Annotated in this window: 25 protein-coding genes; 21 read left to right on the top strand and 4 right to left on the bottom strand. The window is 68.3% G+C overall.

Annotated elements, in window-relative coordinates; genetic code table 11:
* Positions 1–147 precede the first annotated feature (147 nt).
* The 13 genes from secY (at position 148) to A3CU_RS0102795 (ending at position 9,134) form a co-directional block, all read left to right on the top strand.
* Positions 148–1,455, top strand: coding sequence for a preprotein translocase subunit SecY (secY, locus tag A3CU_RS0102850; RefSeq protein WP_027940982.1), 1,308 nt, complete (start codon positions 148–150; stop codon positions 1,453–1,455).
* Positions 1,452–2,006 (top strand): adenylate kinase, encoded by a 555-nt coding sequence (locus A3CU_RS0102845; RefSeq protein WP_027940981.1) that lies wholly within the window; start codon positions 1,452–1,454, stop codon positions 2,004–2,006. The genes secY and A3CU_RS0102845 overlap by 4 nt, the downstream gene beginning before the upstream one ends.
* Positions 2,007–2,022: 16 nt before the next feature.
* On the top strand, positions 2,023–2,793 hold the full coding sequence (map, locus tag A3CU_RS0102840; protein WP_027940980.1) for a type I methionyl aminopeptidase: 771 nt from the start codon (positions 2,023–2,025) through the stop codon (positions 2,791–2,793).
* A 255-nt stretch (positions 2,794–3,048) separates the two neighbouring features.
* Positions 3,049–3,270, top strand: coding sequence for a translation initiation factor IF-1 (gene infA / locus A3CU_RS0102835; protein ID WP_004558881.1), 222 nt, complete (start codon positions 3,049–3,051; stop codon positions 3,268–3,270).
* Between the two features lie 30 nt (positions 3,271–3,300).
* Positions 3,301–3,414 (top strand): 50S ribosomal protein L36, encoded by a 114-nt coding sequence (rpmJ, locus tag A3CU_RS0102830; protein ID WP_004558882.1) that lies wholly within the window; start codon positions 3,301–3,303, stop codon positions 3,412–3,414.
* Between the two features lie 200 nt (positions 3,415–3,614).
* Positions 3,615–3,995, top strand: coding sequence for a 30S ribosomal protein S13 (gene rpsM / locus A3CU_RS0102825; protein ID WP_027940979.1), 381 nt, complete (start codon positions 3,615–3,617; stop codon positions 3,993–3,995).
* Positions 3,992–4,180: a hypothetical protein gene (locus A3CU_RS54275; RefSeq protein ID WP_084143063.1), complete on the top strand. Its 189-nt coding sequence runs from the start codon at positions 3,992–3,994 to the stop codon at positions 4,178–4,180. Before rpsM ends, A3CU_RS54275 begins: the two co-directional genes overlap by 4 nt.
* 19 nt (positions 4,181–4,199) lie before the next feature.
* On the top strand, positions 4,200–4,604 hold the full coding sequence (rpsK, locus tag A3CU_RS0102820) for a 30S ribosomal protein S11 (protein WP_027940978.1): 405 nt from the start codon (positions 4,200–4,202) through the stop codon (positions 4,602–4,604).
* 23 nt (positions 4,605–4,627) lie between these two features.
* Positions 4,628–5,233, top strand: a complete 606-nt coding sequence (gene rpsD, locus A3CU_RS0102815; protein WP_027940977.1) for a 30S ribosomal protein S4 — start codon at positions 4,628–4,630, stop codon at positions 5,231–5,233.
* Positions 5,234–5,324: 91 nt separating this feature from the next.
* Positions 5,325–6,386: a DNA-directed RNA polymerase subunit alpha gene (locus A3CU_RS0102810; protein ID WP_027940976.1), complete on the top strand. Its 1,062-nt coding sequence runs from the start codon at positions 5,325–5,327 to the stop codon at positions 6,384–6,386.
* Between the two features lie 81 nt (positions 6,387–6,467).
* The gene (gene rplQ / locus A3CU_RS0102805) at positions 6,468–7,043 is read left to right on the top strand and encodes a 50S ribosomal protein L17 (protein ID WP_027940975.1); all 576 of its coding nucleotides are present in this window, start codon (positions 6,468–6,470) and stop codon (positions 7,041–7,043) included.
* Between the two features lie 12 nt (positions 7,044–7,055).
* The gene (truA, locus tag A3CU_RS0102800; protein WP_027940974.1) at positions 7,056–7,901 is read left to right on the top strand and encodes a tRNA pseudouridine(38-40) synthase TruA; all 846 of its coding nucleotides are present in this window, start codon (positions 7,056–7,058) and stop codon (positions 7,899–7,901) included.
* A gap of 333 nt (positions 7,902–8,234) precedes the next feature.
* Positions 8,235–9,134: an endonuclease domain-containing protein gene (locus A3CU_RS0102795; protein WP_027940973.1), complete on the top strand. Its 900-nt coding sequence runs from the start codon at positions 8,235–8,237 to the stop codon at positions 9,132–9,134.
* Between the two features lie 125 nt (positions 9,135–9,259).
* On the opposite strand, the gene A3CU_RS0102790 is transcribed toward A3CU_RS0102795, so the two are convergent.
* Both A3CU_RS0102790 and eccE read right to left on the bottom strand, forming a co-directional pair.
* A complete protein-coding gene (locus A3CU_RS0102790) occupies positions 9,260–9,982 on the bottom strand; it encodes a hypothetical protein (RefSeq protein WP_027940972.1) in 723 nt (240 codons plus the stop codon).
* Between the two features lie 31 nt (positions 9,983–10,013).
* Complete coding sequence (eccE, locus tag A3CU_RS0102785) at positions 10,014–11,243, bottom strand: type VII secretion protein EccE (protein ID WP_052371411.1); 1,230 nt, start codon at positions 11,241–11,243, stop codon at positions 10,014–10,016.
* A 29-nt stretch (positions 11,244–11,272) separates the two neighbouring features.
* Between eccE and A3CU_RS53840 the strand changes: the two genes are divergently transcribed.
* Positions 11,273–11,560 (top strand): hypothetical protein, encoded by a 288-nt coding sequence (locus A3CU_RS53840; protein WP_027940970.1) that lies wholly within the window; start codon positions 11,273–11,275, stop codon positions 11,558–11,560.
* A 27-nt stretch (positions 11,561–11,587) separates the two neighbouring features.
* Complete coding sequence (gene eccB, locus A3CU_RS43280) at positions 11,588–13,375, top strand: type VII secretion protein EccB (protein WP_245616857.1); 1,788 nt, start codon at positions 11,588–11,590, stop codon at positions 13,373–13,375.
* A 135-nt stretch (positions 13,376–13,510) separates the two neighbouring features.
* On the opposite strand, the gene mycP is transcribed toward eccB, so the two are convergent.
* Positions 13,511–14,971 carry a type VII secretion-associated serine protease mycosin gene (gene mycP, locus A3CU_RS0102770; RefSeq protein ID WP_245616856.1) on the bottom strand — a complete coding sequence of 487 codons (1,461 nt, stop codon included), beginning with the start codon at positions 14,969–14,971 and terminating at the stop codon, positions 13,511–13,513.
* Positions 14,968–16,365 (bottom strand): type VII secretion integral membrane protein EccD, encoded by a 1,398-nt coding sequence (gene eccD / locus A3CU_RS0102765; protein WP_027940968.1) that lies wholly within the window; start codon positions 16,363–16,365, stop codon positions 14,968–14,970. Before eccD ends, mycP begins: the two co-directional genes overlap by 4 nt.
* Before the next feature lie 182 nt (positions 16,366–16,547).
* On the opposite strand from eccD, the gene A3CU_RS0102760 reads away from it, so the two are divergent.
* From A3CU_RS0102760 to rpsI, 6 genes are all read left to right on the top strand, one after another.
* Positions 16,548–20,555 (top strand): type VII secretion protein EccC, encoded by a 4,008-nt coding sequence (locus A3CU_RS0102760; protein ID WP_027940967.1) that lies wholly within the window; start codon positions 16,548–16,550, stop codon positions 20,553–20,555.
* 82 nt (positions 20,556–20,637) lie between these two features.
* Positions 20,638–22,533: a type VII secretion-associated protein gene (locus A3CU_RS0102755; protein ID WP_027940966.1), complete on the top strand. Its 1,896-nt coding sequence runs from the start codon at positions 20,638–20,640 to the stop codon at positions 22,531–22,533.
* 223 nt (positions 22,534–22,756) lie between these two features.
* On the top strand, positions 22,757–23,074 hold the full coding sequence (locus A3CU_RS0102750; RefSeq protein WP_027940965.1) for a WXG100 family type VII secretion target: 318 nt from the start codon (positions 22,757–22,759) through the stop codon (positions 23,072–23,074).
* Between the two features lie 42 nt (positions 23,075–23,116).
* Positions 23,117–23,413, top strand: a complete 297-nt coding sequence (locus A3CU_RS0102745; protein WP_027940964.1) for a WXG100 family type VII secretion target — start codon at positions 23,117–23,119, stop codon at positions 23,411–23,413.
* Positions 23,414–23,882: 469 nt separating this feature from the next.
* Entirely contained in the window at positions 23,883–24,335 is a 453-nt protein-coding gene (rplM, locus tag A3CU_RS0102740) for a 50S ribosomal protein L13 (protein WP_027940963.1), read from the top strand.
* 14 nt (positions 24,336–24,349) lie between these two features.
* The gene (gene rpsI, locus A3CU_RS0102735) at positions 24,350–24,826 is read left to right on the top strand and encodes a 30S ribosomal protein S9 (RefSeq protein ID WP_084143061.1); all 477 of its coding nucleotides are present in this window, start codon (positions 24,350–24,352) and stop codon (positions 24,824–24,826) included.
* Positions 24,827–25,105 lie beyond the last annotated feature (279 nt).

Below are 25,105 nucleotides of genomic sequence, written 5' to 3'. Positions count from 1 at the left end.
AGCTGTTAGAGTCGGCAACACGCTTCGGGACAAGTGTGCCCTGAAGCGTTCCTGGCTTGCCTAGTGACACCGTGTAACCGCCGGCCATCGTGCCGGCCCAGTCGATCGCCGGTGAAAACCACCGGTGACGCCGAGGAGGTCCCCCGCGTGCTCAGCGCCTTCCGCTCGGCTTTCGCTACCCCGGACCTGCGTAAGAAAATCTTCTTCACGCTCCTTATCGTGGCCGTATACCGGATCGGTGCGGTCACCCCCGCGCCCGGGGTGTCCTTCCCCAACGTCCAGGCGTGTAGCGCGCAGGCCGACCAGACCGGTGTCTATTCGCTGCTGAACCTCTTCAGCGGCGGTGCGCTCCTGCAGCTGTCGATCTTCTCGACCGGCATCATGCCCTACATCACGGCGAGCATCATCGTTCAGCTGCTCACCGTGGTGATTCCTCGTTTCGAGGAGCTGAAGAAGGAAGGCCAGGCGGGTCAGAACAAGCTGACCCAGTACACCCGGTACCTCACCATCGCGCTGGGCATCCTCCAGGCCACCGGCGTGGTCGCGCTCGCCGAGCGGGGCAACCTGTTCCAGGGCTGCACCGAGCAGGTCATCCCGGACAACAGCATCTGGTCGATGGCCATGATCGTGATCACCATGACCGCCGGCACCGCGGTCATGATGTGGATGGGCGAGCTGATCACTGAGCGCGGCGTCGGCAACGGCATGTCCGTGCTGATCTTCCTGAACATCGCCGCCCGGATCCCGGCCGAGGGCAGCTACATCCTCAGCGCCCAGGGCGGCCTGGTGTTCACCCTGGTCTGCGTGTTCGGCCTGGTGATCATCGCCAGCGTCATCTTCATCGAGCAGGGCCAGCGCCGGATCCCGGTGCAGTACGCCAAGCGCATGATCGGCCGGCGGATGTACGGCGGCACCTCGACCTACCTGCCGATCAAGGTCAACCAGGCCGGTGTCATCCCGGTCATCTTCGCGTCCTCGCTGCTGTACCTGCCGCAGCTGATCAGTCAGCTCGTCGGCGGGTCGAACAGCTCGGCCGGCTGGTACGTGTTCCTGCAGAACTACGTGATCAACCAAAGCAACTGGGTACACATCGTGTCCTACTTCGCGTTGATCATGTTCTTCACGTACTTCTACATCACGATCACGTTCAACGTGGACGAGCGTGCCGAGGAGATGAAGAAGTTCGGCGGCTTCATCCCCGGCATCCGGCCCGGCCGCCCGACCGCGGAGTATCTGAGCTTCGTGCTCGGCCGGATCACCCTGCCCGGTTCGCTCTATCTCGGCATCATCGCGATCCTGCCGAACTTCTTCCTGTCGATTACGCAGCAGGGGAACAACCAGAGCTTCCCGTTCGGTGGCACCCAGGTGCTGATCATGGTCGGCGTGGCGCTGGACACCGTGAAGCAGATCGAAAGCCAGCTGATGCAGCGTAACTACGAAGGGTTCCTGCGATGACACGCCTGATACTTGTCGGCCCGCCCGGTGCTGGGAAGGGCACTCAGGCGGAGGCGTTGTCGGCAAAGCTGGCCGTCCCGCACATCTCGACCGGTGACCTGTTCCGTGCGCACGTCGCGCAGCAGACTCCGCTGGGCCAGGAGGCCAAGCGCTACCTCGACGCCGGCGAACTGGTGCCCGACACGGTGACCAACGAGATGGTCCGCGAGCGGCTCGCGGATCCGGACGCGAAGGCGGGCTTCCTGCTCGACGGGTTCCCCCGCAACACCAAGCAGGCCGAGGTGCTCCGGCAGATGCTGGCCGAGCAGGACAACGCCCTGGACGCGGTGATCCAGCTCGTGGTGCCCGAAGACGTCCTCGTGGAGCGTCTGCTCGCGCGCGGTCGCTCGGACGACAGCGAGGAGGTCATCCGGCGCCGGCAGCAGGTCTACCTGTCGGAAACCGCGCCGCTGCTGGACTTCTACCGCGACATCCTGGTCACGGTGGACGGTGTCGGCGAGATCGACGAGATCTCGTCGCGAGTGTTGAACGCGTTGCACGAGCGTCCGTGAGTTCTTGGTGCTGAGGTTGTTCCGGCGTAATCGCATTGAGGTCAAGTCGCAGGGCGAACTGGAAGCCATGCGAGCCGCTGGGCTGGTGGTGGCCCGAACCCTCGCCCTGATCGGCGAGGCGGCCAAACCCGGCGTCAGCACGGCCGAACTGGACGAGCTGGCCGAGCAGACGATCCGCGACGCGGGCGCTGTGCCGTCCTTCAAGGGCTACCACGGGTTCCCGGCGTCGATCTGCGCCTCGGTCAACGAGCAGATCGTGCACGGCATCCCGTCGCCGAATACCGTGCTCGCCGACGGGGACCTGATCTCCGTCGACTGCGGCGCGATCCTCGACGGCTGGCACGGCGACTCCGCGGTGACGCTTGCGATCTCGGCACCCGTACCCGAGGACCTGGCCTTGTCAGAGGCCACGAAGGCGGCGATGTGGGCCGGGGTGAAGGCCGCCGTTCCGGGCGGCCGGCTCACCGACATCTCCCACGCGGTGCAGACGGCGGCCGAGCGTGCCGGCGACTACGGCCAGATCGTGGAGTACGGCGGGCACGGCATCGGGCGCGAGATGCACATGGAGCCGTTCCTGCCCAACCTCGGCAACCCCGGCAAGGGGCCGCGGCTCGAGGTGGGCGTGACGCTGGCGATCGAACCGATGCTGACCAGGGGCAGCGGCGAGACCGTCGAGCTGGACGACGGCTGGACCGTGGTCACCGCGGACGGGTCCCGAGCGGCGCACTGGGAGCACACCGTGGCGGTCACCGCCGACGGCCCCTGGGTGCTCACCGCCCCGGAATAGGCCTCCCCGACGACCCGCGCAGGCGTCGAGAGCTTCCTTCGAGTGCCGCCGGATCGGCTGCGCCCTAACACACATCACCCCGGGTCGCGGTCTACGACACGGCGTGCGTAAACTATCTAGTCGGCGTACTCATCATGCCGAGTCCAACGCGCTCGTGAAATCTCGCGTCTTTGGAGTCGGGGTGGCCCATGTGCGCCGAACCACACCGTAACAGAAGGCAACGTTTGCTCAACCAAATCACGAAACGCGGAGGACATGGCTAAGAAAGACGGGGCCATCGAGGTCGAGGGTCGCGTGGTCGAGCCACTCCCCAACGCGATGTTTCGAGTCGAGTTGGAGAACGGCCACAAGGTCCTGGCACACATCAGCGGCAAGATGCGGCAGCACTACATCCGTATCCTGCCGGAGGACCGGGTCGTCGTGGAGCTCTCGCCCTACGACTTGTCCCGTGGCCGGATCGTCTACCGCTACAAGTGACGCGGTGAGCGGTACGAGGAAGCAGGAGACGTGAAGGTTCAGCCTAGCGTCAAGAAGATCTGCGACAAGTGCAAGGTGATCCGCCGTCACGGCCGGATCATGGTGATCTGCGAGAACCTGCGGCACAAGCAGCGCCAGGGCTGAGCAGCACCAGCAGAGCTGATTGACCGGAAGACCTCCCCGCGCCTGCCGGACCGTGCACGGTCCGGCTCACCCCCGGACTCCAGGCCGGGGCCGGGACGCCCGATCCGCGAAAGCGGAGGGGAACGACAGCGAGTCGGTCCCGGAACCGGGCGGGGAGACACCTGGAGCGATCGAGAACAGGACAAGGAGTACCAGCCGCCATGGCACGACTCGCTGGCGTCGATCTACCCCGCGAAAAGCGGTTGGAGATCGCGCTTACCTACATCTACGGCATGGGCCGCACCCGCTCGAAGGAGGCCATCGTCGCCACGGCCCTCAACCCGGACACCCGGGTCAAGGACCTGACCGACGAGGACCTCGTCAAGCTGCGCGACTTCATCGAAGAGAACTACAAGGTCGAGGGTGACCTCCGCCGCGAGGTGAACGCCGACATCCGGCGCAAGATCGAGATCGGCTGCTACGAGGGCCTTCGCTGGCGTCGCGGGCTGCCCGTCCGTGGCCAGCGCACCAAGACCAACGCCCGCACTCGTAAGGGGCCGAAGAAGACGGTCGCCGGCAAGAAGAAGGCCGGCAAGAAGTGAGCATGCAGGGGAAGAAGGTCGTACGGATGGGCGGTCAGCGCCTGTCGCGTACATCGTGCGTATCGCCGAAGGCTCTTTACGCCCGCCCCATGGCGCTTCGTCAGCTGTACACCGATGCCGGCACGTTGATCCGGCGCGGACAACAGGAAGCGCGCGAAGCCGCTCACCAGGAAAACTCGCGTTAACGAGGAGAACCACTCGCACATGCCACCCAAGTCACGTGCGACCGGGACCAAGAAGGTCCGGCGCAAGGAAAAGAAGAACGTCGCGCACGGCCATGCGCACATCAAGAGCACGTTCAACAACACCATCGTCTCGATCACCGACCCCACCGGCGCGGTGATCTCGTGGGCGTCCTCTGGCCACGTCGGGTTCAAGGGCTCCCGCAAGTCCACCCCGTTCGCCGCCCAGATGGCCGCCGAGAACGCCGCTCGCAAGGCCGCCGAGCACGGCATGAAGAAGGTCGACGTGTTCGTCAAGGGTCCGGGTTCCGGCCGCGAGACGGCTATCCGCTCGCTGCAGGCCGCCGGTCTCGAGGTCGGCACGATCCAGGACGTGACCCCGCAACCCCACAACGGTTGCCGCCCGCCCAAGCGGCGCCGGGTCTGAGGAACGGGGAGGAGTAAACAGAGATGGCTCGTTACACCGGACCTGCGACCCGTATCTCGCGGCGTCTCAAGGTTGACCTCATCGGCGGCGACCAGGCGTTCGAGCGCCGCCCCTACCCGCCCGGCCAGCACGGCCGCGGCCGGGTCAAGGAGAGCGAGTACCTGCTCCAGTTGCAGGAGAAGCAGAAGGCCCGGCACACCTACGGCGTGCTGGAGCGGCAGTTCAGCCGCTACTACAAGGAAGCGGCCCGGCGCACCGGCAAGACCGGTGAGAACCTGCTGCAGATCCTGGAGTCGCGGCTGGACAACGTGATCTACCGCGCCGGTATCGCGCGCACCCGCCGCCAGGCCCGCCAGCTGGTCAGCCACGGGCACTTCCTGGTCAACGGGGTGAAGGTGAACATCCCCAGCTACCAGGTGGAGAAGTGGGACATCATCGACGTGCGGCCGAAGTCGCTGTCGACGCTGCCGTTCGTCGCGGCCAAGGAGTCCTACGGCGACCGCCCGATCCCGGCCTGGCTGCAGGTCGTGCAGTCCAACCTGCGGGTCCTCGTGCACCAGCTCCCCGAGCGGGCGCAGATCGAGGTTCCGGTGCAGGAACAGCTGATCGTCGAGTTCTACTCGAAGTGATCGACCGCGGGGGCGGGCCCGACGCGCGCCCCCGCCACGCCACACCTATCGGCGTCATATGGCGGGCGCCGGCAGGAAAGGAAGAAGAAAAGTGCTGATTTCCCAGCGACCGGCTCTCGGCGAAGAGCCGATCAACGAGACCCGGTCTCGGTTCACCATCGAGCCGCTGGAGCCCGGCTTCGGGTACACCCTCGGCAACTCGCTGCGGCGGACCCTGCTGTCGTCCATCCCGGGCGCGGCGGTGACCAGCATCCGCATCGACGGCGTCCTGCACGAGTTCACCACCGTCCCCGGGGTGAAGGAGGATGTCACCGACATCATCCTGAACCTCAAGGAACTGGTCGTGTCCTCCGAGGAGGACGAGCCGGTCACCATGTACCTGCGCAAGCAGGGCCCGGGCGAGGTGACCGCCGCGGACATCGTGCCGCCGGCCGGGGTCACCGTGCACAACCAGGATCTGCACATTGCCTCGCTGAACGGCAAGGGCAAGCTGGAGATCGAGCTGGTCGTCGAGCGTGGCCGCGGGTATGTGCCGGCGCTGCAGAACAAGCAGGCCGGTGCCGAGATCGGCCGGATCCCGGTGGACTCGATCTACTCGCCGGTGCTCAAGGTCACGTACAAGGTCGAGGCGACCCGCGTCGAGCAGCGGACCGACTTCGACAAGCTGATCCTGGACGTGGAGACCAAGCCGTCGATCACGCCGCGGGACGCGGTCGCGTCGGCCGGCAAGACGCTGGTGGAGCTGTTCGGTCTCGCCCGCGAGCTGAACATCGACGCCGAGGGCATCGAGATCGGCCCGTCGCCGCAGGAGGCGGACACCATCGCCGCCTACGCGATGCCGATCGAGGACCTGGACCTGACCGTCCGGTCGTACAACTGCCTCAAGCGTGAGGGCATCCACACGGTGGGCGAGCTGGTCTCGCGCAGCGAGGCGGACCTGCTCGACATCCGCAACTTCGGCGCGAAGTCGATCGACGAGGTGAAGCTGAAGCTGGTTGGCCTCGGCCTGGCGCTCAAGGACAGCCCGCCCGGGTTCGACCCGACCGCGGCCGCTGTCAGCTATGAGGGCGAAGGCTGGTCGGAGAACGTCGACACGATCTCCGACAACGGCCACGACGACGGCCAGGACTACGCGGAAACCGAGCAGCTCTAGGCCGCTGAGACGGTCGCCACGGCGGGACGGCACCGCGGTGTCGGCCCGCCGGCGGCGACAAGCATTGAATGAGGAGAAACAATGCCTACCCCCACGAAGGGCCCCCGTCTCGGCGGCTCGCCGGCCCATGAACGGCTGATCCTGGCGAATCTTGCCACTGCGCTGTTCGAGCACGGCAAGATCACCACGACCGAGGCCAAGGCGCGCCGGGTCCGCCCGCTCGCCGAGAAGCTGATCAGCAAGGCGAAGCGCGGCGATCTGCACAACCGGCGCCAGATCCAGCGGATCATCCGCGACAAGGACGTGGTGCACAAGCTGATCGCCGAGATCGGGCCGCACTTCGAGCAGCGCAACGGTGGTTACACCCGGATCACCAAGACGCTGCCGCGCAAGGGCGACAACGCGCCGATGGCGGTCATCGAGCTGGTCGCCGAGCAGACCGTGACCGCGGAGGCCGAGAAGGCACGCGGCACCCGGTTTGCCAAGGACCAGGCGCCCGCTGCGGAGCCCAAGGCCGAGGAGACCGCCGCGGCCGAGGACGTTGCGGCCGACCAGGACGCCGAAGCTCCGGCCTCGGCGACCAAGGAGGCCGCGGCGGAACCCGCCGAAGGCGCCGAGGACGGCGGCGAAGCGGACGCCAAGAAGGACGAGTCCTGATTGGGTAGCCCCATCCAAGAGCCCGTCGCTCCCCTCGGGGGCGGCGGGCTCGTTCGTCTTCGTCTCGACATCGCCTATGACGGCACGGACTTTTCCGGGTGGGCCCGGCAGCCGGAACGTCGTACCGTCCAGGGCCTGATCGAGGACGCGCTCGCGAAGCAGCCGCCCGGGATCTCGGTGCCACGCTCGGTCGTCGTCGCCGGACGCACCGACGCCGGCGTCCACGCCGTCGGCCAGGTGGTGCATGTGGACGTCGTGGTGGACGAGGCGGGCGTGCCGGATCTGGTGCGGATGCGCCGCCGCTGGAACCGGTACCTACCACCCGACGTGCGTGTGCTGGATGCGCGGATCGCGCCGCCTGGGTTCGACGCGAGATTCTCGGCCATTCGACGGCATTACCGATATCGCGTCTCAGACGCGTCCTGGGGTGTCGATCCGTTGCTACGTCGCGACACCCTCGCGTGGGGGCGTTCGCTTTCCCTCGAGGCAATGAACGCCGCGTCGGGGGCCTTACTGGGGCTCAACGATTTCGCCGCGTTCTGCAAGCGGCGGGACGGCGGTACCACGATCCGCGAGCTGCAGCGTTTCGCCTGGCGCCGCCTCGACGAGCACCTCATCGAGGCCGAGGTCTCCGCGGACGCGTTCTGCCACTCGATGGTGCGCAGCCTCGTCGGCGCCGTGCTGCAGGTCGGGGAGGGCAAGCGGGACGTGGCTTGGCCGGCTGGGCTGTTGAGCACCGGAGCCCGGCACAGCTACGTCGCCCCGCCTCACGCCCTGACCCTGGTCGCCGTCGACTATCCGCCCGACGACCAGCTCTCGTCGCGCGCCGAGCAGACTCGCGCCCTCCGCACCCCGTAGCCGCCCCGGCGCGAGTCCCACGTTCCCGTCGCGCGTGTCCCACGTTCCTGTCGTGCGTGTTCCGCGTTCCTGTCGTGCGTGTTCCGCGTTCCTGTCGTGCGTGTTCCGCGTTCCTGTCGTGCGTGTTCCNCGTTCCTGTCGTGCGTGTTCCGCGTTCCTGTCGTGCGTGTTCCGCGTTCCTGTCGTGCGTGTTCCGCGTTCCTGTCGTGCGTGTTCCACGTTCCCGTCGTGAGAGTTCTACGCTGCTGCGTCGGGTTATCCACACCGCGCTGAGCTGTCCACAGATTTGGCAACAGCTCCTGTTTCGCACGCGCATTGCGACAACGTGGGAACATGGAGCCATTGCCCAAAGGCTTGCACGGAGTCCATACCCGTGCCCAGTTGTCTCGTGTGCTCAGCCCGTACGCCCTGCGCAGGGCGCTTCGAGACAGGCGGCTCAGCTCGTTCTCCCGTGAGGTGCTGGTCGAGCCCGACCGGGAGACGGAGTTCCGCACTCGGGCGGCCGCAGCCTTGCTGTTCGCCGGACCACACGCGGTTCTCGCCGGTCACAGCGCCCTTGCCATGCATGGGTGTTCCGCCGCGGACACGGCGCCGATCCATGTACTTCTGCCATATCACCGGAAGCTGAGACGCCGGCCCGGCGTGGTGGTGCATAACGGCCGGTTCGAGGAGTCCGACGTGCTTGAACTCCACGGCCTTCACCTCCTGGCACTGGACGTCGCGCTGGCCGAAGTGCTGTGCCGCGGTAGTCGACGGGCCGGGATCGCGTGTGCGGATCAGGCGCTTGCGCTGCATTCGAAGCAGGAACGAGCCGAGTTCCGCGCATGGACCGAGCACCGAATACGGTCCCGGCCCGATTCGCGGGGACGGCGCCAGGGGCTTGCCCTGCTGGATCAGGCCACCGGGCTCGCCGAGTCGCCGGCGGAGAGCTGGATGCTGCTCGCGCTCGCCGATGCCGGCCTGCCCGTTCCGGTACCGCAGTTCACGATCTTCGACCTGGCCGGAAACGAGATCTACCGGCTTGATTTCGCCTGGCCGGAGTTGCGAGTTGCGGTCGAGTACGACGGATACGTTGCCCACGAAGGCCGTCAGGGATACGACACGGCTCGCGACGAGGACCTGCGGCGTCGTGGATGGACGGTAATCCGTGCTGATGCCGACGACTTGCGGGAACCCGCTCGGTTGATCGCCGCGATCAACTCAGCGTTCCGAGCCCGTGGACTGGCAGCGTAGCGGTCACGCAGGATCTCGCGCGACGCCAATGTGGGACTCGCGCGACGGGAGTGTGGGACTCGCGCGACGGGAGTGTGGGACTCGCGCGACGGGAACGTGGGACTCGCGCGAGTACCGGCGCGTGGTCAGTCCCCTCGGCGGACCGGGCCCAGCAGTTGCTGCTCCTTCGTGGTGGTCACCAGACGCAGCGGGCGCCACAGGTTCTGCCCGAGGGCGATCACCTGGTCGTCCTTGAGCGTGGTGAGCTGGCGCATCATCTGCGCGGGCAGGCGCCAGATCCGGGCGGCCAGTTCGGCCTGACCGATGGGCAGGCGTTGCATGAGCACGATGTCCGCCGCGTTCGCGATCGTCGTCGCCTGCGGGTGCAGGTAGGGCAGCACGTAGACCGTGGTCTGCCAGGGCGACCGCGGTGGGAACAGGTCCTGCGGCGTCGGACCGCCGTCGGTGATCACCACCAGCGGTGCGTCCTCCGAGGGCCGCGGCAGTTCCACCGGCGAGAGCCGGCGAATGTGCACCAGCGGCGACGGCCGCCCGTTCGGCTGGTTCCCGGCCGCCTTCGGCAAAAGCTGCCAGGCCGCGGGTCGTCCGGTCGCGATCACCAGCCAGGCCCCGACGGCCATCGAACGCAGCGCCACCTGGCGCGCGAGGTACAGACCGCCGACCAGCACGATCCTGGTCGGCATCGAGCGCAGCGCCGAAACGGTCAGTGGCTCGCCGTTGAGGCCCGAGCCGATCATGATCCCGCCGCGGTCGCCGGATGGGCTGACCGCGTCGAGCAGCGCCGGGTCCACCGTGAACTCGGGCGCGACGCCGTTGTTCCGGCCTGGATCACGTAGCCGCAGGCTCATGGATGCTGCTCCTCCGGTAGTTCGTGCGCGATCACGCGGTCCCTCCGATCGGCATGGTGGCCGCCAGTCCGTCGACCTGGAGCCCCCGTAGCGGCGTCAGCGACACCCCGGCGCGGCCGGCCAGCTTCTTGAGCTGGCCGTCGGCGGAGTCGAGTTCGCGGCCGGTACGGGCGCTGAGCCGGACGACACCGCGCAGCCCGATCTGGCCTTCGTCGTCCGCGGGCGAGATCGACATCGCGATCGTCGCGGACAGCGTCCGGATACTGGTCAAGGTGTTGAGGCTGTTGGTGATCTTGCCCTTGGGCCAGTTGGTGACGGCGTAGCTGGCGTGCTCGACCCCGGCCGCGCTCACGCCCGTCCATTTCTCCTGCAGCTTCACTCGCGCGCCGTTGCCGACGACCGCGGTCAGCTCCGCCGCCGAGATTCCCGCGCGCAGCAACTCTTCCGGGCCCAGCGGCCGGGTGGGGACGCCACGTGATTCGAGTGCGTTGCGCACCCGCGACAGCGCGCCGATCAAGGCCCGGTGCGCGCCGACGACACCGCCGCCGCGTTCCCGGATGGCGGCCGGGCAGCGGCGTGGGTCGAGTCGGACGGCCACCCAGGTGGTGCGCCGCGCCGCGGCCGGCAGCGGGCCGAGAACCTCCAGGTACGAGCTGAGCGCGGGCGACTCCGGGGGCAGCGCCGCGCTACCCGGGTAGGTGTGCCAGATCAGCTGGATCGAGTCGAGGATCACGCCGCGATCCTCCAGGCACGGCGCCAGCGAGGACAGCGGCAGGCTCGGTGCCCCGCCGGCCTGACCGATCAGCGCCGGCGTGGGCTCGATCAGCAGCACCGCGGTCCACGTGCCGTCGTGCGAGGCCAGGCCGACCGGCTTGCGCTCGTGGTCGGTTCCGTGTGCCACCACCAGATCCGGCACGACCGCCCGCAGCAGGCTCACCCGCACGTCTTCCGGCCCGGTAACGGACTCCTTGTCGCGGGCGATGGGTTCGGCACCGGGACGCGGCGCGGTGGTCACCCGGTCATGGCTGCGGAACGAGTAGCGCATGGTGAGGCCGACCCACTGGGTGAACCATTTCCCACTCCACCGGAGGATCGCGATGACCAGCGTCGCGGCCAGCACACCGATTCCGATGTAGAGCAACGACTTGTTGATCGTGAGCAGAATGAGCCCGATCGCGAGGCCCACTTCGAGCACCACGACGTTGGCGACCGGCAGTGGTCCGAAGCTGGCACCGGGCCGGCGCCGCCGGGCCGCGGGCACGACGGGCGCGGGCGCCGGGGGAGGCGTCGGTGGCGTCGGGGGTGTCGGCGGACGTCCGGACGGTGGTCCACCCGGCCCGCCGGGACCGCCCGGTCCACCAGGCCCACCAGGTCCGCCGGGTCCGCCGGGTCCGTTGGGGCCGCCCGGACCTCCGGGTCCGCCCCGGCCAGGGGGGCCACCAGGTCCGCGCGGTCCGGCCGGTCCGCCAGGTCCTCCGGCCGGTCCCCCTGGCCGGCCTGAACGGGGCGGCGGTCCGCCCGGGCGTCCCCCGGGCGGCGGTGGTCCGGGCGGTCCGCCCGGGCGTGGAGGAGTGGTGACGGACATCCGCGCGTTCTCTTCCCCTCGTGCGTGTTGCGTACCCGGACAGCGGGCCGGACTCCGGACGCCGAGTTTGGGAGAAACCCACACTCGTACCGTTCCCGTACCGCTATCCTGCGAAACCGTACCGCGACTCGGGGAGCTGTAGGTCGAGAATGCCATCAACGCCGACAACAAAGTCTCAAGTCCAGGCATACCGGTTCGTGCTCCGACGCATGCAGTCGGCCCTGGTCCGCCGCGACTCGGTGATGCTGCACGATCCCATGCGCAGTCATGGGCGGGCCACCATCGTCGGGTTCCTGCTCGGCATGCTGGGAATGGTGGGCTTCGTCGTCTACGGCCTGATCAGCCCGTCGCCCTCGGTGCCCAATGGACCGAACATAGTGATCGGCAAGACATCCGGTCAGGTCTACGTCGTGTCGGGCAACCCACCCACCCTGACGCCCACGTTCAACCTCGCGTCCGCGCGGTTGATGCTGATGTCGCTGGAGCAAGGCGGCGGCAGCGGCCAGGTGGTGTCGCCGACCGTGGTCCCCGACGACTCGCTCAAGGACATCCCGCGCGGCCGTCTCACCGGCATCGTCGATGGCCCGTCGCTGTTGCCCACGTCGAGCCAGCGGATTTCCGATGACTGGTCCGTCTGCGACAACATCGTGATCAACGGGCAGTTGCCGGAAGAAATCCGGTTGCAGCAGTCCCGCCGGGAGACCACGGTGCTCGCCGGCGTGTCGAACCTCGGCACACCGCTCGACGTGGACTCGGCCATTCTCGCCGTGGCGGACAACCAGAAGTACTACCTGATCTACAAAACGGCGGACAATCCCAACGATCCGACCGCGTCGAACACCGTGCGTGCGGAGATTCCACTGGACCAGAAGCCGGTGATCAACGCGCTGCAGTTGGAGGTCGGTCAGGACAGCTCGTTGATCCGGCACATCTCGATCGGCATGCTGAACGCCATCCCGCAGGTCGCACCGCTGCAGACACCGACGATCCCGGGCAAAGGCGAGATTGCGGCCAACTTCCCCACGCTCGGACAGCAGGGTCTCAAGTACGGAGACGTGCTCAACGTCCGGAGCGCCGACGGCAGTTCGACGGTGTATGTGCTGCTGCCCACCGGCCTGCAGCAGGTGCCATCGATCGTGGGCAACATAATCCTGGCCTCACAGTCGGGCGCGGAGTCGCACCCGGTGGACGCGAACGCGATCAACGGAATCCATCAGGTTCAGACCAATGAGTCGGGTGCCTTGCAGGTGAGCAAGTTCCCGGCTGCGAAGCCCCATATCCTCGGGCCACTACAGTCCCCGACGACCTGCCTCGGCTGGACCGTCGTGAACAACCAGCCGCGCACCACCGTCTACACGGGCAAGCAATTGCCGGTCGCGGACAACAAGCTGATCCCCATCAGCAAGGCCGGCCCGGGCGGCCTGAAGATCGACCACTTCTACCTGCCGACCGGCCGCGGCGCCGTGGTGCAGTCCGCTACCGGTCCGGACAGCTTCGGCAAGGGACCGATCATCCTGGTCACGGACTCCGGTAGGCAGTACGGCATTCCGGACGTCAACACGGCGAGGGGGCTCGGTCTCTACGACGCGCCACCGCGACCGGCGCCGAAGTCGATCCTCGATCTGCTTCCCTCGGGCGCATCGTTGAACAAGACGAGTGCTCAGCAAAGCTACGATGATCAGGAGAGCTTGCCGGGCAGCGGCAGCAATCCGAGCCCGGCCGGGCAGGCAAGTCAGAATCCGGCTTCGAGCCAGTCTCCGGCGTCGAGCCAGTCTCCGGCCTCCGGATCCGGTTCCCCGGGCAACTGAAAACGCCGCACCTGATCGAAGAAGGGCCTTGCCGCCGGCAAGGCCCTTCTTCATGGTCTGGGGGAAACAGCGCTGTGCCCCAAGGACTTCCTTACCGCGAGGGGAGAAAGCCCTTGGGGCACAAGGCAGGCCGGATCAAGCCGGGCGGTTACGGCGGATGGTGTGCATCACGAAGATCGTGACCAGCAGGACGACCAGGCCACCACCGGTGCCGGCGAGGGCGACGATCATCGGAGTCCAGTCCTTGTTCGCGGCCGGCGGCAGACCCGATCCCAGATGCTGGGGCGGCGGCGTGCCGATGCCTTCCTCCGACGGCACGATCGCGGTGAGCGCGGCGACCGGATCGACCACGCCGTAGCCGATGAACTGGTCGTGGCCATCCGGCGCGCCGGGGTGCTGCGCGGTCGCCTCGATACGCTTCATGACCTGATACGCGTTCAGGTTCGGAAACTGTGCGCGAACCAGTGTGGCCACGCCGGCGACGTAGGGCGAGGCGAAGCTCGTGCCCTGAATGGGGCCGGGCTTGCCGCCCTCGATCACCTGGTTGGCCAGTTGCGGGGTGTCCGACGGAGACGGGTCCAGCGAGGTGATTTCGGTTCCCGGCGCGGCCACGCTCACCCACGGGCCGTTCACACTGAACGGCGCCACCGAGCCGTCCTGCTGGATCGCGGCAACGGAGAGCACGTCGTCGGCGAACCAGGGAGGGGTGACGATGAACTTCGGTTTGCTGGGGTCTGCCTGGTCGTTCTGCCCGCAGGTCCCTCCGGTGTCGCCGGAGGGAATGTTGCCCGCGGCGACCACCACGACGATGTCCTTCACCGCGACCGCGTAGTGGATGGCGTTCTGCAGTTGCTTTTCCTGGGTGGTGATAGGTGGCCCGGCGGGGCGGCAGGAGTCGATCGATATGTTCATCACGCTGACGCCTTGGTTCGCGGCGTTCATCACGGCCTGGGCCAACGTGCCGAGGTTGCCCGCGCCATCACCTTGTTGCCGGTTACCGTTTTTCGCGCCGCCCTGGCTGTCCGGTGGCTGATAGTTCTGGCTCGACTGCCGGATCGACACGATGGTCGCGTCCGGAGCGACGCCCTGGAACCCGATTCGGTCGGCCGGCGGGTGTGCGGCGATGATCCCGGCGACCTCGGTGCCGTGCCCGTCGCAGTCTTCGAGCCCGTTGTTGGCCGCGTTTACGTAGTCCCCACCGCCCTCCACGGTCAGCCACGGGTGCTTCGTGACGCCGGTGTCGATGACCGCGACCTTAAGGCCCTTGCCTGCCCCGCCTGTGTTGGCCTGAACCAGTTTCTGGGCTTCGTTGATCTGCAGGTAGTCCTGCCCCCAGGGCCTGTCCTGGATCGTGATCGTGCCCTTCGCGGTATCGGCCCGCTTGACGCATTCTGTTTTCTTCTCGTAGTTCTTGTCGGGCTGCTTGGGATCGGGCGGGGTGGAACCGCTGGCCGGCGGCGGAGCCCACGAATTGTCCGGGCTCGACGTGACCTGCGCGGCCGCGGTGAGCGGGCTGAACGCCGCCAGCGACGCCGCGCACACCACGGCCGCGGCACGGGTGGGTCCACCGCGCCCGCGCATCCGTTTCCTGCTCATGAGCCGAACGAAACGTGCCGGAGGGCGGCGTAGAGGTCCATGACCGCCAGCGCCAGGGGAAGCACGGTGGCGACGCAGATGGCCTCGAACACCTCCACCGCACGGCGCAGCGGCGGCGAGAACCGCTGGTTGGGGAAGACCACGCCGACCACCAGCGCGATGGCCGCGACGAGCACCAGCGCGCTGAAGACCCAGATCAGGCGGCCCGTCGTTGATTGCGAGAACAGCCAGGCGACAAGGATGCCCGCGGCCGAGACCATGCCGGTGGTCAGCAACGCGACGGCCTGTGCCCCGTTCGCGTAGGAACGGGCACGCAGCAACAGAACGAGCGTGGCGACGACGGCGGTGATGATGCCGAACGCGTTCGGCGAGGTGGCCGTGATCATGGCGGCGACCGCGGTCGCGGAGCCGCAGCCGATCAGCAGCCCGGTCATGTAGTTGTGTGCGATGGAGGTCTTGCGCTCGATCGCCGTGTAGTCGGGGAACGGGTCGTCTTCCTTGAGTTCCTCGGCGGTTCCGGGCACGTGCGGCAACGGCAGCTTCGCCAGCCAGATGGTCGCCCTGGGCAGGAACGAGATCGCGGCGAGCGCGAACGCGGCGGTGCCGGCCGCGATGCCGGGCGCGGGTTGGGCGATCAACGTGGCGACGGTGAACGCCAACACGCCGATGACACCGGCGGTCGCGGCGGCGATGAAGGTCCTGATGCCGGTGCCCATGATCATGATCGACACGGCCGCCACGATCACCACCAGGCCGCTGCCGAGCAGCAGGTTGGCCCGCACGGTCAGCCCGGGCACACCGGAGAACCCGGCGACGAACGCGAACGGCAGCCCGCCCGCGGCGGCGACCACGACACCGGTCGCCTCGGCCTGGTATCCCTTCGCGAGGGTTGCGCCGACTGCGATGCACGCCACCGCGGCGACGCCCGCGGCCAGCGTCGCGGCCACGCCGCTGCCGCCGAACATCGGGCCGCTCATGAACACCGTGAAGGCCGCGGTGATCAACGCGAGTGCGCCCGCGATGTGCCCGATGCGCTGCGCGGTTTCCTTTGTCCACGGCCGGAAACTGTCCGGGTCGGAGTCGGCGATCGCGTCCACGACGTCGTCGTAGAGCGGTGGCGGCGGATTTTCGTTACGCCGCCGCAGTTGCAGCAGGTCGCCGTCGACGACGCCGAGCGAGGCGAGGGTCCGGCTGGGGTCGAGCGGCGCGTCGCCGAGCTTGGCCAGCGCCCAGCCGCCGTGCCGCGCTCCTCCGTCGGGTGTGGTTTCCCGTGCCATGTCCAGGAGCATGGGCAGCAGGTCCGCGACCGCGACGTCGGCGGGCAGTGCCACGTCGATCCTGGTACGCGGCGCCACCACCGTGACCCTGCTGAATACCGTCGTGCCCGTTGCCACCGCTGGCCCCCTACCTCGTGAGAATGGTGCAGGGTACTTATACCGAACTCGGGCGCCGGGCACGTGCGACTCTCGGAAAATTCCGCTGGTCTGCCCCGCGGAGGGCCGGGGATTCGCTACCGTGTTAGCCAACCCTGGGGCTGGTTCCTGGGCGTTGCCGAGATCGAAGAGGGGTCCTTCCGGTGAGCACGCTGCAGTTCAAGAAGTCGCCACGCCTGGCTGCGCCGCGTCCGCCAGGGGGAGAGGTACATCTCGAGCCGCCACCGGAGGTGCCCCGGACCATTCCGGGCAACATCGTGCAGAAGGTGTTGCCGGTCGTCATGATCGTGGCCACGCTCGGCATGGTCACGCTGATGTTCACCAGCGGCGGGGCGGCCGCGAAGAACCCGGTCTCCCTGATGTTCCCGCTCATGATGATCATGTCGATGGGCGGCATGTTCGCCGGGGGTGGCCGGGGCGGCGGCGCCAAGAAGGCGGAAATGAACGAGGACCGCAAGGACTACCTGCGGTACCTCGGCCAGATGCGCGACCGGGCGCGCGAGGCGATGGCCGATCAGCGGGCCGCGCTGGAGTGGGTGCACCCCGACCCACAGGCGCTGTGGTCGCTGGCCGCCAGCCGCCGCATGTGGGAGCGCCGCCCGAACGACTCGGACTTCCTGCACCTTCGGGTCGGCCGCAGTTCGCACCGGCTGGCGACGCGCCTGGTGCCACCGCAGACCGGTCCGGTCGACGAGCTTGAGCCGATCGCCACCCTGGCGTTGCGCCGGTTCGTCCGCGCGCACTCGATCGTGCCGGATCTGCCCACCCAGATCACCCTGCGCGGGTTCGCGGCGGTCAGCCTGCAGGGCGACCGGGCGCTGACCAGGGGCCTGACCCGCGCGATGCTGGCCCAGCTGGTCACCTTCCACAGCTGCGACGACGTGCTGATCGCGGTGGCCACCGCGGGCCGCGCCAAGGCCGAGTGGGAATGGGCGAAGTGGCTGCCGCACGTGCAGCATCCCGAGCTGTCCGACGGGATCGGCCAGATGCGCATGATGGCCGGTTCGCTGGCGCAGATCGAGCAGTTCCTCGACGCGGAACTGCGGGAGCGGCCACGATTCTCGCGCAACGCCACGCCGAACCCGGACCAGCCGCACGTCGTGATCGTGATCGATGACGCCGAGGTCACCCGCGAGGAGCAGATCATCCTCGAGGAGGGCCTGGTCGGGGTCACCCTGATCGACCTGTCGGACTCGCTGGGGAACCTGCCCGCCCGCCGCGGTCTGCGGCTGGTGGTGGAGCCCGAGCGCGTCGGAGCGCGTAGCGCCGGCGGTGTCGAGTGGTTCGGCAAGCCCGACTTCCTCACCGTGGTCGAGGCGGAGGCGCTGGCCCGCAAGCTCTCGCCGTACCGGGCCGGTGCCGCCGCACAGGACGCCGGCGACGAGGAGCCGTTGCTGGCGAACCCCACCCTGCTGGAGCTGCTGGGCATTCCGGGCGACCCGATGACCTTCGACGTCCAGCAGGCGTGGCGGCCGCGGCCGGTCCGCGACAAGTACCGCGTGCCGTTCGGCATCGGCGAGCACGGCCAGCCCGTCGAGCTGGACATCAAGGAGGCCGCGGAGGACGGCATGGGCCCGCACGGCCTGTGCATCGGCGCGACCGGTTCCGGTAAGTCGGAGTTCCTGCGCACCCTGGTGCTGGGTCTGCTGGCCACGCACTCCAGCACCTCGCTGAACATGATCCTGGTCGACTTCAAGGGTGGTGCGACCTTCCTCGGCCTGGACACCGCGCCGCACGTCGCCGCCACGATCACCAACCTGGCCGGTGACCTGGCCCTGGTGGACCGCATGAAGGACGCCATCGCCGGTGAGGTGGCGCGGCGGCAGGAAGTGCTCGCCAAGGGCAACTACAAGAACGTGTGGGACTACGAGCGGGCGCGTGAGAACGGGGCGGACCTGGACCCGTTGCCCGCCCTGTTCATCTGCATCGACGAGTTCTCCGAGATGCTGACCGCCAAGCCCGACTTCATCGACATCTTCCTCCAGATCGGCCGGGTCGGGCGGTCGCTGCAGATGCACATGCTGCTGGCCTCGCAGCGGCTGGAGGAGGGCAAGCTGCGCGGTCTGGACACGTTCCTGTCCTACCGGATCGGGTTGAAGACCTTCTCGGCCGCGGAGTCGCGCGCCGCGATCGGCGTGCCGGACGCGTTCGAACTGCCGCCGATCCCGGGTTCCGGATATCTGGGTACCCAGGGCGGTGGGCTGGTCCGGTTCAAGGCCGCCTACGTGTCCGGCCCGTACCGCCCGGCCGGGATGACGCCCGCCGGACCCGTCTCCAACGTGGTCCGTGCGGACAAGCGGCCGCAGCTGTTCGTGCCGGACTTCGTCGAGCTGCCACCCGAGCCGGAGCCGATGCCCGAGGCTGTGGCGCCGGTCGAGGAGAAGCAGGACGACGCCAACGAGCCGTCCGAGCTGGAGGTCATGGTCGGCCGCCTGGTCGGGCAGGGCCCGCCGGCGCACGAGGTGTGGCTGCCGCCGCTGGACGAGCCGAACTCGCTGGACACCCTGCTGCCGAACCTCAACCCCACCGAGGATCGCGGCCTGTCGCCGGTCGGTTTCTTCGGCAACGGCAAGCTGCAGGTGCCGGTGGGCATCGTGGACCGGCCGTTCGAGCAGCGCCGCGACCCGCTGTGGGCGGACTTCTCCGGCGCGACCGGGCACGGCGTGGTGGTCGGCGGTACCCAGTCGGGCAAGTCGACCCTGCTCCGGACGCTGATCATGTCCATGGCGCTGGCCAACACCCCGGAGGAGGCGCAGTTCTACTGCGTCGACCTCGGTGGTGGCACCCTCGCCGGGCTGTCCGAGCTGCCGCACGTCGGCGGGGTCGCGGTGGCCCGGCGCGAGCCGGACAAGGCACGCCGGATCGTTGCCGAGATGAACACACTGGCCAACGCGCGGGAGGCGCTGTTCGGGGATCTGGGGATCGACTCGATCGTCGACTTCCGGAACCGGAAGCGGCGCGGAGAGATCACCCCGGAGCAGGACCCGTTCGGCGACGCCTTCCTGGTCGTGGACGGCTGGCGTGCGCTGCGGGACGACTTCGAGGAACTTGAGCCACAGATCACCGCGCTGGCGCAACGGGGTCTGGCCTACGGCGTGCACGTGATCGTCTCGGCGACCCGGTGGGCGGACATCCGCCCGGCGATCAAGGACGTGCTGGGCACCCGGTTCGAACTGCGCCTCGGTGACCCCAGCGAGTCCGACATCGACCGCCGGGTGGCGGTGAACGTGCCCGAGGGGCGCCCGGGCCGCGGGCTGACCCGGGAAAAGCTGCACATGCTGACCGGGCTGCCGCGGATCGACGGATCGGGCGACCCGGATTCGGTGGGTGCCGGGGTCTCGGACGCCGTATCCAAGATCAAGGCGGCGTGGAACGGCCGGCCCGCCCCGCAGGTGCGGCTGCTGCCCGAGGTCATCACCTACGACGAGGTGCTGTCCATGGACAAGCACCGCGACTCGAAGCTGGTCCCGATCGGCATCAACGAGGACGAGCTGTCGCCGGTGTACCTGGACTTCGACGCCGACCCGCACTTCATCGCCTTCGCCGACGGCGAGTCGGGCAAGACGAACCTGCTGCGCCAGATCGCGCGCGGCATCACCGAGCGGTACTCGGCCAAGGAAGGCGTCATCGTGCTGGTGGACTACCGGCGCACGATGCTGGGCTTCGTCCAGGAGCCGCACCTGCTCGGGTACGCCGTGTCGGCCAACCAGCTGACCGGGATGATCAACGACATCGCGGGGTCGATGACCCGGCGGCTGCCCGGCCCGGACGTCACGCAGGAGCAGTTGCGCAACCGGTCTTGGTGGAAGGGGCCGGAACTGTTCGTGCTGGTCGACGACTACGACCTCGTCGCCACGCAGACCAGCAACCCGCTCAAGCCGCTCGCGGAGTTCCTGGCCCAGGCCAAGGACGTCGGCCTGCACATGATCGTGGCGCGCCGGACCGGTGGCGCGGCGCGGGCGTCCTACGACCCGATCATCGGCAAGCTCAAGGAGATCGCCGCTCCGGGCATCGTCATGAACGGCAGCAAGGACGAGGGCCAGCTGCTCGGGAACGTCAAGCCGGGTCCGATGCCGCCGGGTCGCGGTAACCTGGTCAGCCGCAAGGTCTCCAAGCAGCTGATGCAGGTGTCGTGGATCCAGCCGGAGTGAACCGAACGGGGCGGGGTAAGCGTTTGCTCCGCCCCGCCCTGCCGTTTCCAGTGGTGATCCCGACGTGCTCGCGGAGCCGCCTGTGACGCTGAGGGTTGCCATCGACTTCGGGACGTCGAGCACCTGCGCGGTCGTGTCCAGGAATGGGCGCGACCCGCAGGTTGTCGTCGTCGACGGGCAACCGTTGATGTCGTCGGCGGTCTACGCGGCACAGGACGGCACCCTGTTCGTCGGGCAGGAGGCGGAGCGGCAGGCGGCGATGGACCCGTCGCGTTATGAGCCGCATCCGAAGCGCCGGATCGACGAGGGCGAGCTGCTGCTCGGGGACAGCGTTCTCCGGGTGACCGACGTGATCCACGCGGTGCTCGCCCGTGCGGTCTCCGAGGCACGCCGGCTGGCCGGCGGCGCCGAGGTCGACCTGCTCGTGTTGACACACCCGGCGGACTGGGGTGCGGTACGCACGCGCCTGCTCCGGCAGGCCGCCGGCGGTCTGGCCCGCGAAGTGACCCTGGTGCCGGAACCCGTTGCGGCCGCGGTCTTCCACGCCGCCACGTTCGCGGCGACGGAGGTGGTGCAGGACCGGACGGTGGAGTTGAGCAGCAGGCCGGGGGAAACGCTGGCCGTGCTCGATCTCGGCGGTGGCACGGTCGATGTCAGCGTGGTGAGCAGGGCCCCGGCCGCTCCCGGGCGGCGCGGTGGCTTCCAGGTGCTGGCCACCCGCGGCGATCCCAGCTTCGGTGGGGCGGACGTGGACCAGGCGTTGCTGGAATACGTCGGTGGACTGGTGTCTTCGGCGGCCCCGGAGGCGTGGCGTGAACTCGTCGAGGGCCGCGAACTCGCCGACCGGCGCAGGCGGCGCGTGCTGCGCCAGGATGTGCGCGGGGCCAAGGAAACCCTGTCGCGCCACACCTACACCGATGTGCCGATGCCGCCGCCGTTCGCCGACGCGCACGTGACCAGAGAGGATCTGGAGCGCCTCATCCAGGCGCCGCTCAGCCGTGCGGTTCAGCTCACCCGGTCCGCGATCGAGGAGGCCGGGCTGCGCCCGCAGCAGCTGACCGCGATCTTCCTGGTCGGCGGGTCCAGCCGGATCCCGATGATCTCCCGGCTGGTGCACGAACTCACCGGCGTGGTGCCGACCACCCTCGACCAGCCGGAGACGGTGGTGGCCCGCGGTGCTCTGCTGGCCGTGGCCGCCGCGCCCGATCGGCCGGCGCCGCCCCGTGGCCGCCCGCCCGGGCAGGTCGGCGAACAGCGCACCGAATTCGTCCGCGCGCCAAGCTTCCCGAGGCCATCCGCGCCCCGCCCGCAGCCCCCGGCACCGAGAGCCGGGTTCGCCCCGGTGAACACGCCGAGGCCGCCCACCCCGCCGCAAGGCCTCGCGGTGGGCGCCGCCGGTGCGCCTGGACGCCGCTCGCGGCGGCTGCCCTGGGTGGTCGGGAGTGCGGTGGTGGTCGTGGCCGCCGCGGTCGCCGGGATCCTGGTGCTGCTCAACCCCGGTGGCGGCACGGCAACCCCAACGCCCACCCCTACGCCGCAGGCGGCCGGCAAACTGATCGCCCAGTACCACTATTCGTTCACACCGCCCGCGGACTGGACCCAAACCGGTGGCCGGCCGGACTACCGGGAAACCCTGATCAAGCCGAACGAATCCGTCCAGGGCGACGACGCGATCGCGGTGCAGGAAGCCCCGCTGGCGATCGATGCGACCGCGAACCGCAATCAGTGGGTCGATTCCCTGCAGAACGAGGTCGAGCAGGACTCGCGCTATTCGGGCTTCAACGCCGACGTGACCTTCGGCGGCCGCAAAGTCGTCTATTACCAACAGGCCGGTACCGCCGGGCCGATCGACTGGTACGCACTGGCGGTCGGCAATGTCCAGGTGAACGTGGGCTGCCAGTACGCGACGTCGCCCGCGCACGACCGCGTGGCCACCGCCTGTTCGGAGGTCGTGCAGACCATGCAGGTAACGCCGTGAAGTTGGCGTTTCTTTTTGGCGGCTAGCCAGAGAGCGCTTTCGCACCTGCTAATTATCCAGGTCAGACCTTTGTTGTCGGATGGTTCCATACTGGCGCATTCACGCTCGCAACTACTTCGCGAAAGGGTGGGACACTCGGGAACCAACCATGGCAGGGTCTTCGTCGTAGGGCCGTACGAACAAACGAGTTCGGCCAACACCACTAACGAAGGGGGTAACCCTCATGGCAGGCGGTTTCACAGGTAGGCCGGAAGACTTCGCCGCTGCGCACGGCAAGGTGAACGACACCAAGGCGCAGATGGACGCCAACCTGAAGCAGCTGCAGTCGGCGATCGAGGCCACCCAGGCGGGCTGGCAGGGTAGCGCGGCGCTGGTGTTCAACCAGGTGATGGAAGCCTTCAACGAGAAGTCGATGAAGCTGAACCAGGCGCTCGAGCACATCGGCGAGATGCTCAAGTCCTCCGGTGTCCAGTACGACACCCAGGAGCAGGACGTGCACTCGCAGATCAGCAGCCTGTCGGCCGCCCTCGACGGCCTGTAAACCATCATCCAGCACACGCTTTGAAGTAAACGGAGGGAAGAAATGTCTGACGGTTCGATCAAGGTTAGTTACGCGACAATCGAGCAGGCCGCGCAGGACTGCTCGAAGGCCGGCAACGAGATCGAGCAGTTGTTCAACCAGCTGCAGTCGGACCTGTCCCCGCTGACCGACAGCTGGGAAGGTGACGCCATGGACCAGTGGCACCAGCGTCAGGCCGAGTGGAACAAGGCCCTGGAGGAGATGAAGGCGCTGCTGGCCCGCATCGCGACCGCGCTGCCGCAGATCTCCGAGGCGTACCAGCAGACCGACTCCGGCATCAGCAAGATGTTCAGCGGCTGAGCTGCGTACTGCGTTGAGTGCCTCCGCTTCCCAGCTGGAAGCGGAGGCACTTTTTCGTTGCCGGGAAACGCTTTTGGCGGCCCGGTGGCCGAGTTATTCGAACACGGGAATTGGCCGGGGATCCGGCGCCGGTGGAAAACCGCACGTTCGGCGATCTCTGGTGACCAACCCGACCGCCTGGCGGCCACCCGTCCGCTGCCGTGTCCTGTGGGGGCTCCGGCCCCCACACCCCCGTCTGGGGGCAAGCCCTCAGACCCCCTTGGCCCGTCGCCCCCAGCGGCCGGGCTCGCGTAGCCTGCGCTTGCATACGCCCCCGGCGCTCGCCACGCGCCGTCCGGGGGTGGGGGACCCCCGCTTTGCGGGTCGTCGGCGGCGGCGGGTATCTTCATATGTCGTTGTGCGTTGCGGCGCGTCTCGGCGTTAGGCCCGCACACGACCCCACAAGCGATGTTGACGACGAGGTAGACCCTTGCCCACGTACAGCCCCAAGCCTGGCGATGTCACCCGTGCCTGGCACGTGATCGACGCCGAGGATGTCGTGCTCGGCCGGCTCGCGACCGAGGTCGCCACGCTGCTGCGCGGCAAGCACAAGCCGACGTTCGCCCCGCACGCCGACACCGGTGACTTCGTGATCATCGTGAACGCCGAGAAGGTCGTGCTCACCGGCAAGAAGCGCGAGCAGAAGTTCGCCTACCGGCACAGCGGCTACCCCGGTGGCCTGCGCAAGCGCTCGTTCGGCGAACTGCTGGACACCCGGCCCGAGCGGCTGCTGGAGAAGGTGGTCAAGGGCATGCTGCCGAAGAACAAGCTTGGCCGCGCCCAGGCCAAGAAGCTCAAGGTCTACGCCGGCCCCGAGCACCCGCACGCCGCGCAGCAGCCACAGCCGTACCAGATCCGCAAGATCGCGCAGGTCGCGAAATGAGTGAGGAACAGCCTGTGACCAGCACCGAGGTCGAGCCTGAAGTCTTTGACGAGGTTGTGACGAGCGAGACGCCCACCGAGCAGCCGCGGCCGTCGCGGGCCGCCGGCGGGTCGGCCCAGACCGTGGGCCGGCGCAAGGAGGCCGTCGTGCGGGTCCGGCTCGTCCCCGGCACCGGGCAGTTCAAGCTCAACGGCCGCAGCCTCGAGGAGTACTTCCCGAACAAGGTGCACCAGCAGCTGATCCGGGAGCCGCTGGTGACGGTCGAGAAGCCCGAGTCCTTCGACATCTTCGGCAACCTCACCGGTGGCGGCACCTCCGGCCAAGCCGGGGCGCTGCGCCTGGCGATCGCCCGCGCGCTCGTCGAGGTGGACGCCGACGACCGTCCCGCGCTCAAGAAGGCCGGCTTCCTGACCCGGGACGCCCGCGCCACCGAGCGGAAGAAGTACGGGCTCAAGAAGGCCCGCAAGGCGCCGCAGTACAGCAAGCGCTGATCGCAGACATCATCGAGGGCATCCATCCATCCGGATGGGTGCCCTCGTTTTGTACCCGCCGCACCCCATCGGGCGCGGGTGGATTGTGTCGGGGGCGTACTAGCGTCAAGGGGGTCTGGGGGCTTGCCCCCAGTCGGGGTGTGGGGGCGGAGCCCCGCAAGGCAGAGCGTCTGGGGGCTTGCCCCCGGTCGGGTGTGGGGGCGGAGCCCCGCAAGGCAGAGCGTCTGGGGGCTTGCCCCAGACGGGTGTGGGGCGGAGCCCCGCAGGCAGAGTGTCAGG

It is taken from the genome of Amycolatopsis taiwanensis DSM 45107, assembly GCF_000519205.1.
GTDB lineage: Bacteria > Actinomycetota > Actinomycetes > Mycobacteriales > Pseudonocardiaceae > Amycolatopsis_E > Amycolatopsis_E taiwanensis.
The sequence above is the reverse complement of the archived record's forward strand: the minus strand, read 5'-3'. Positions and strand labels throughout refer to the sequence as shown.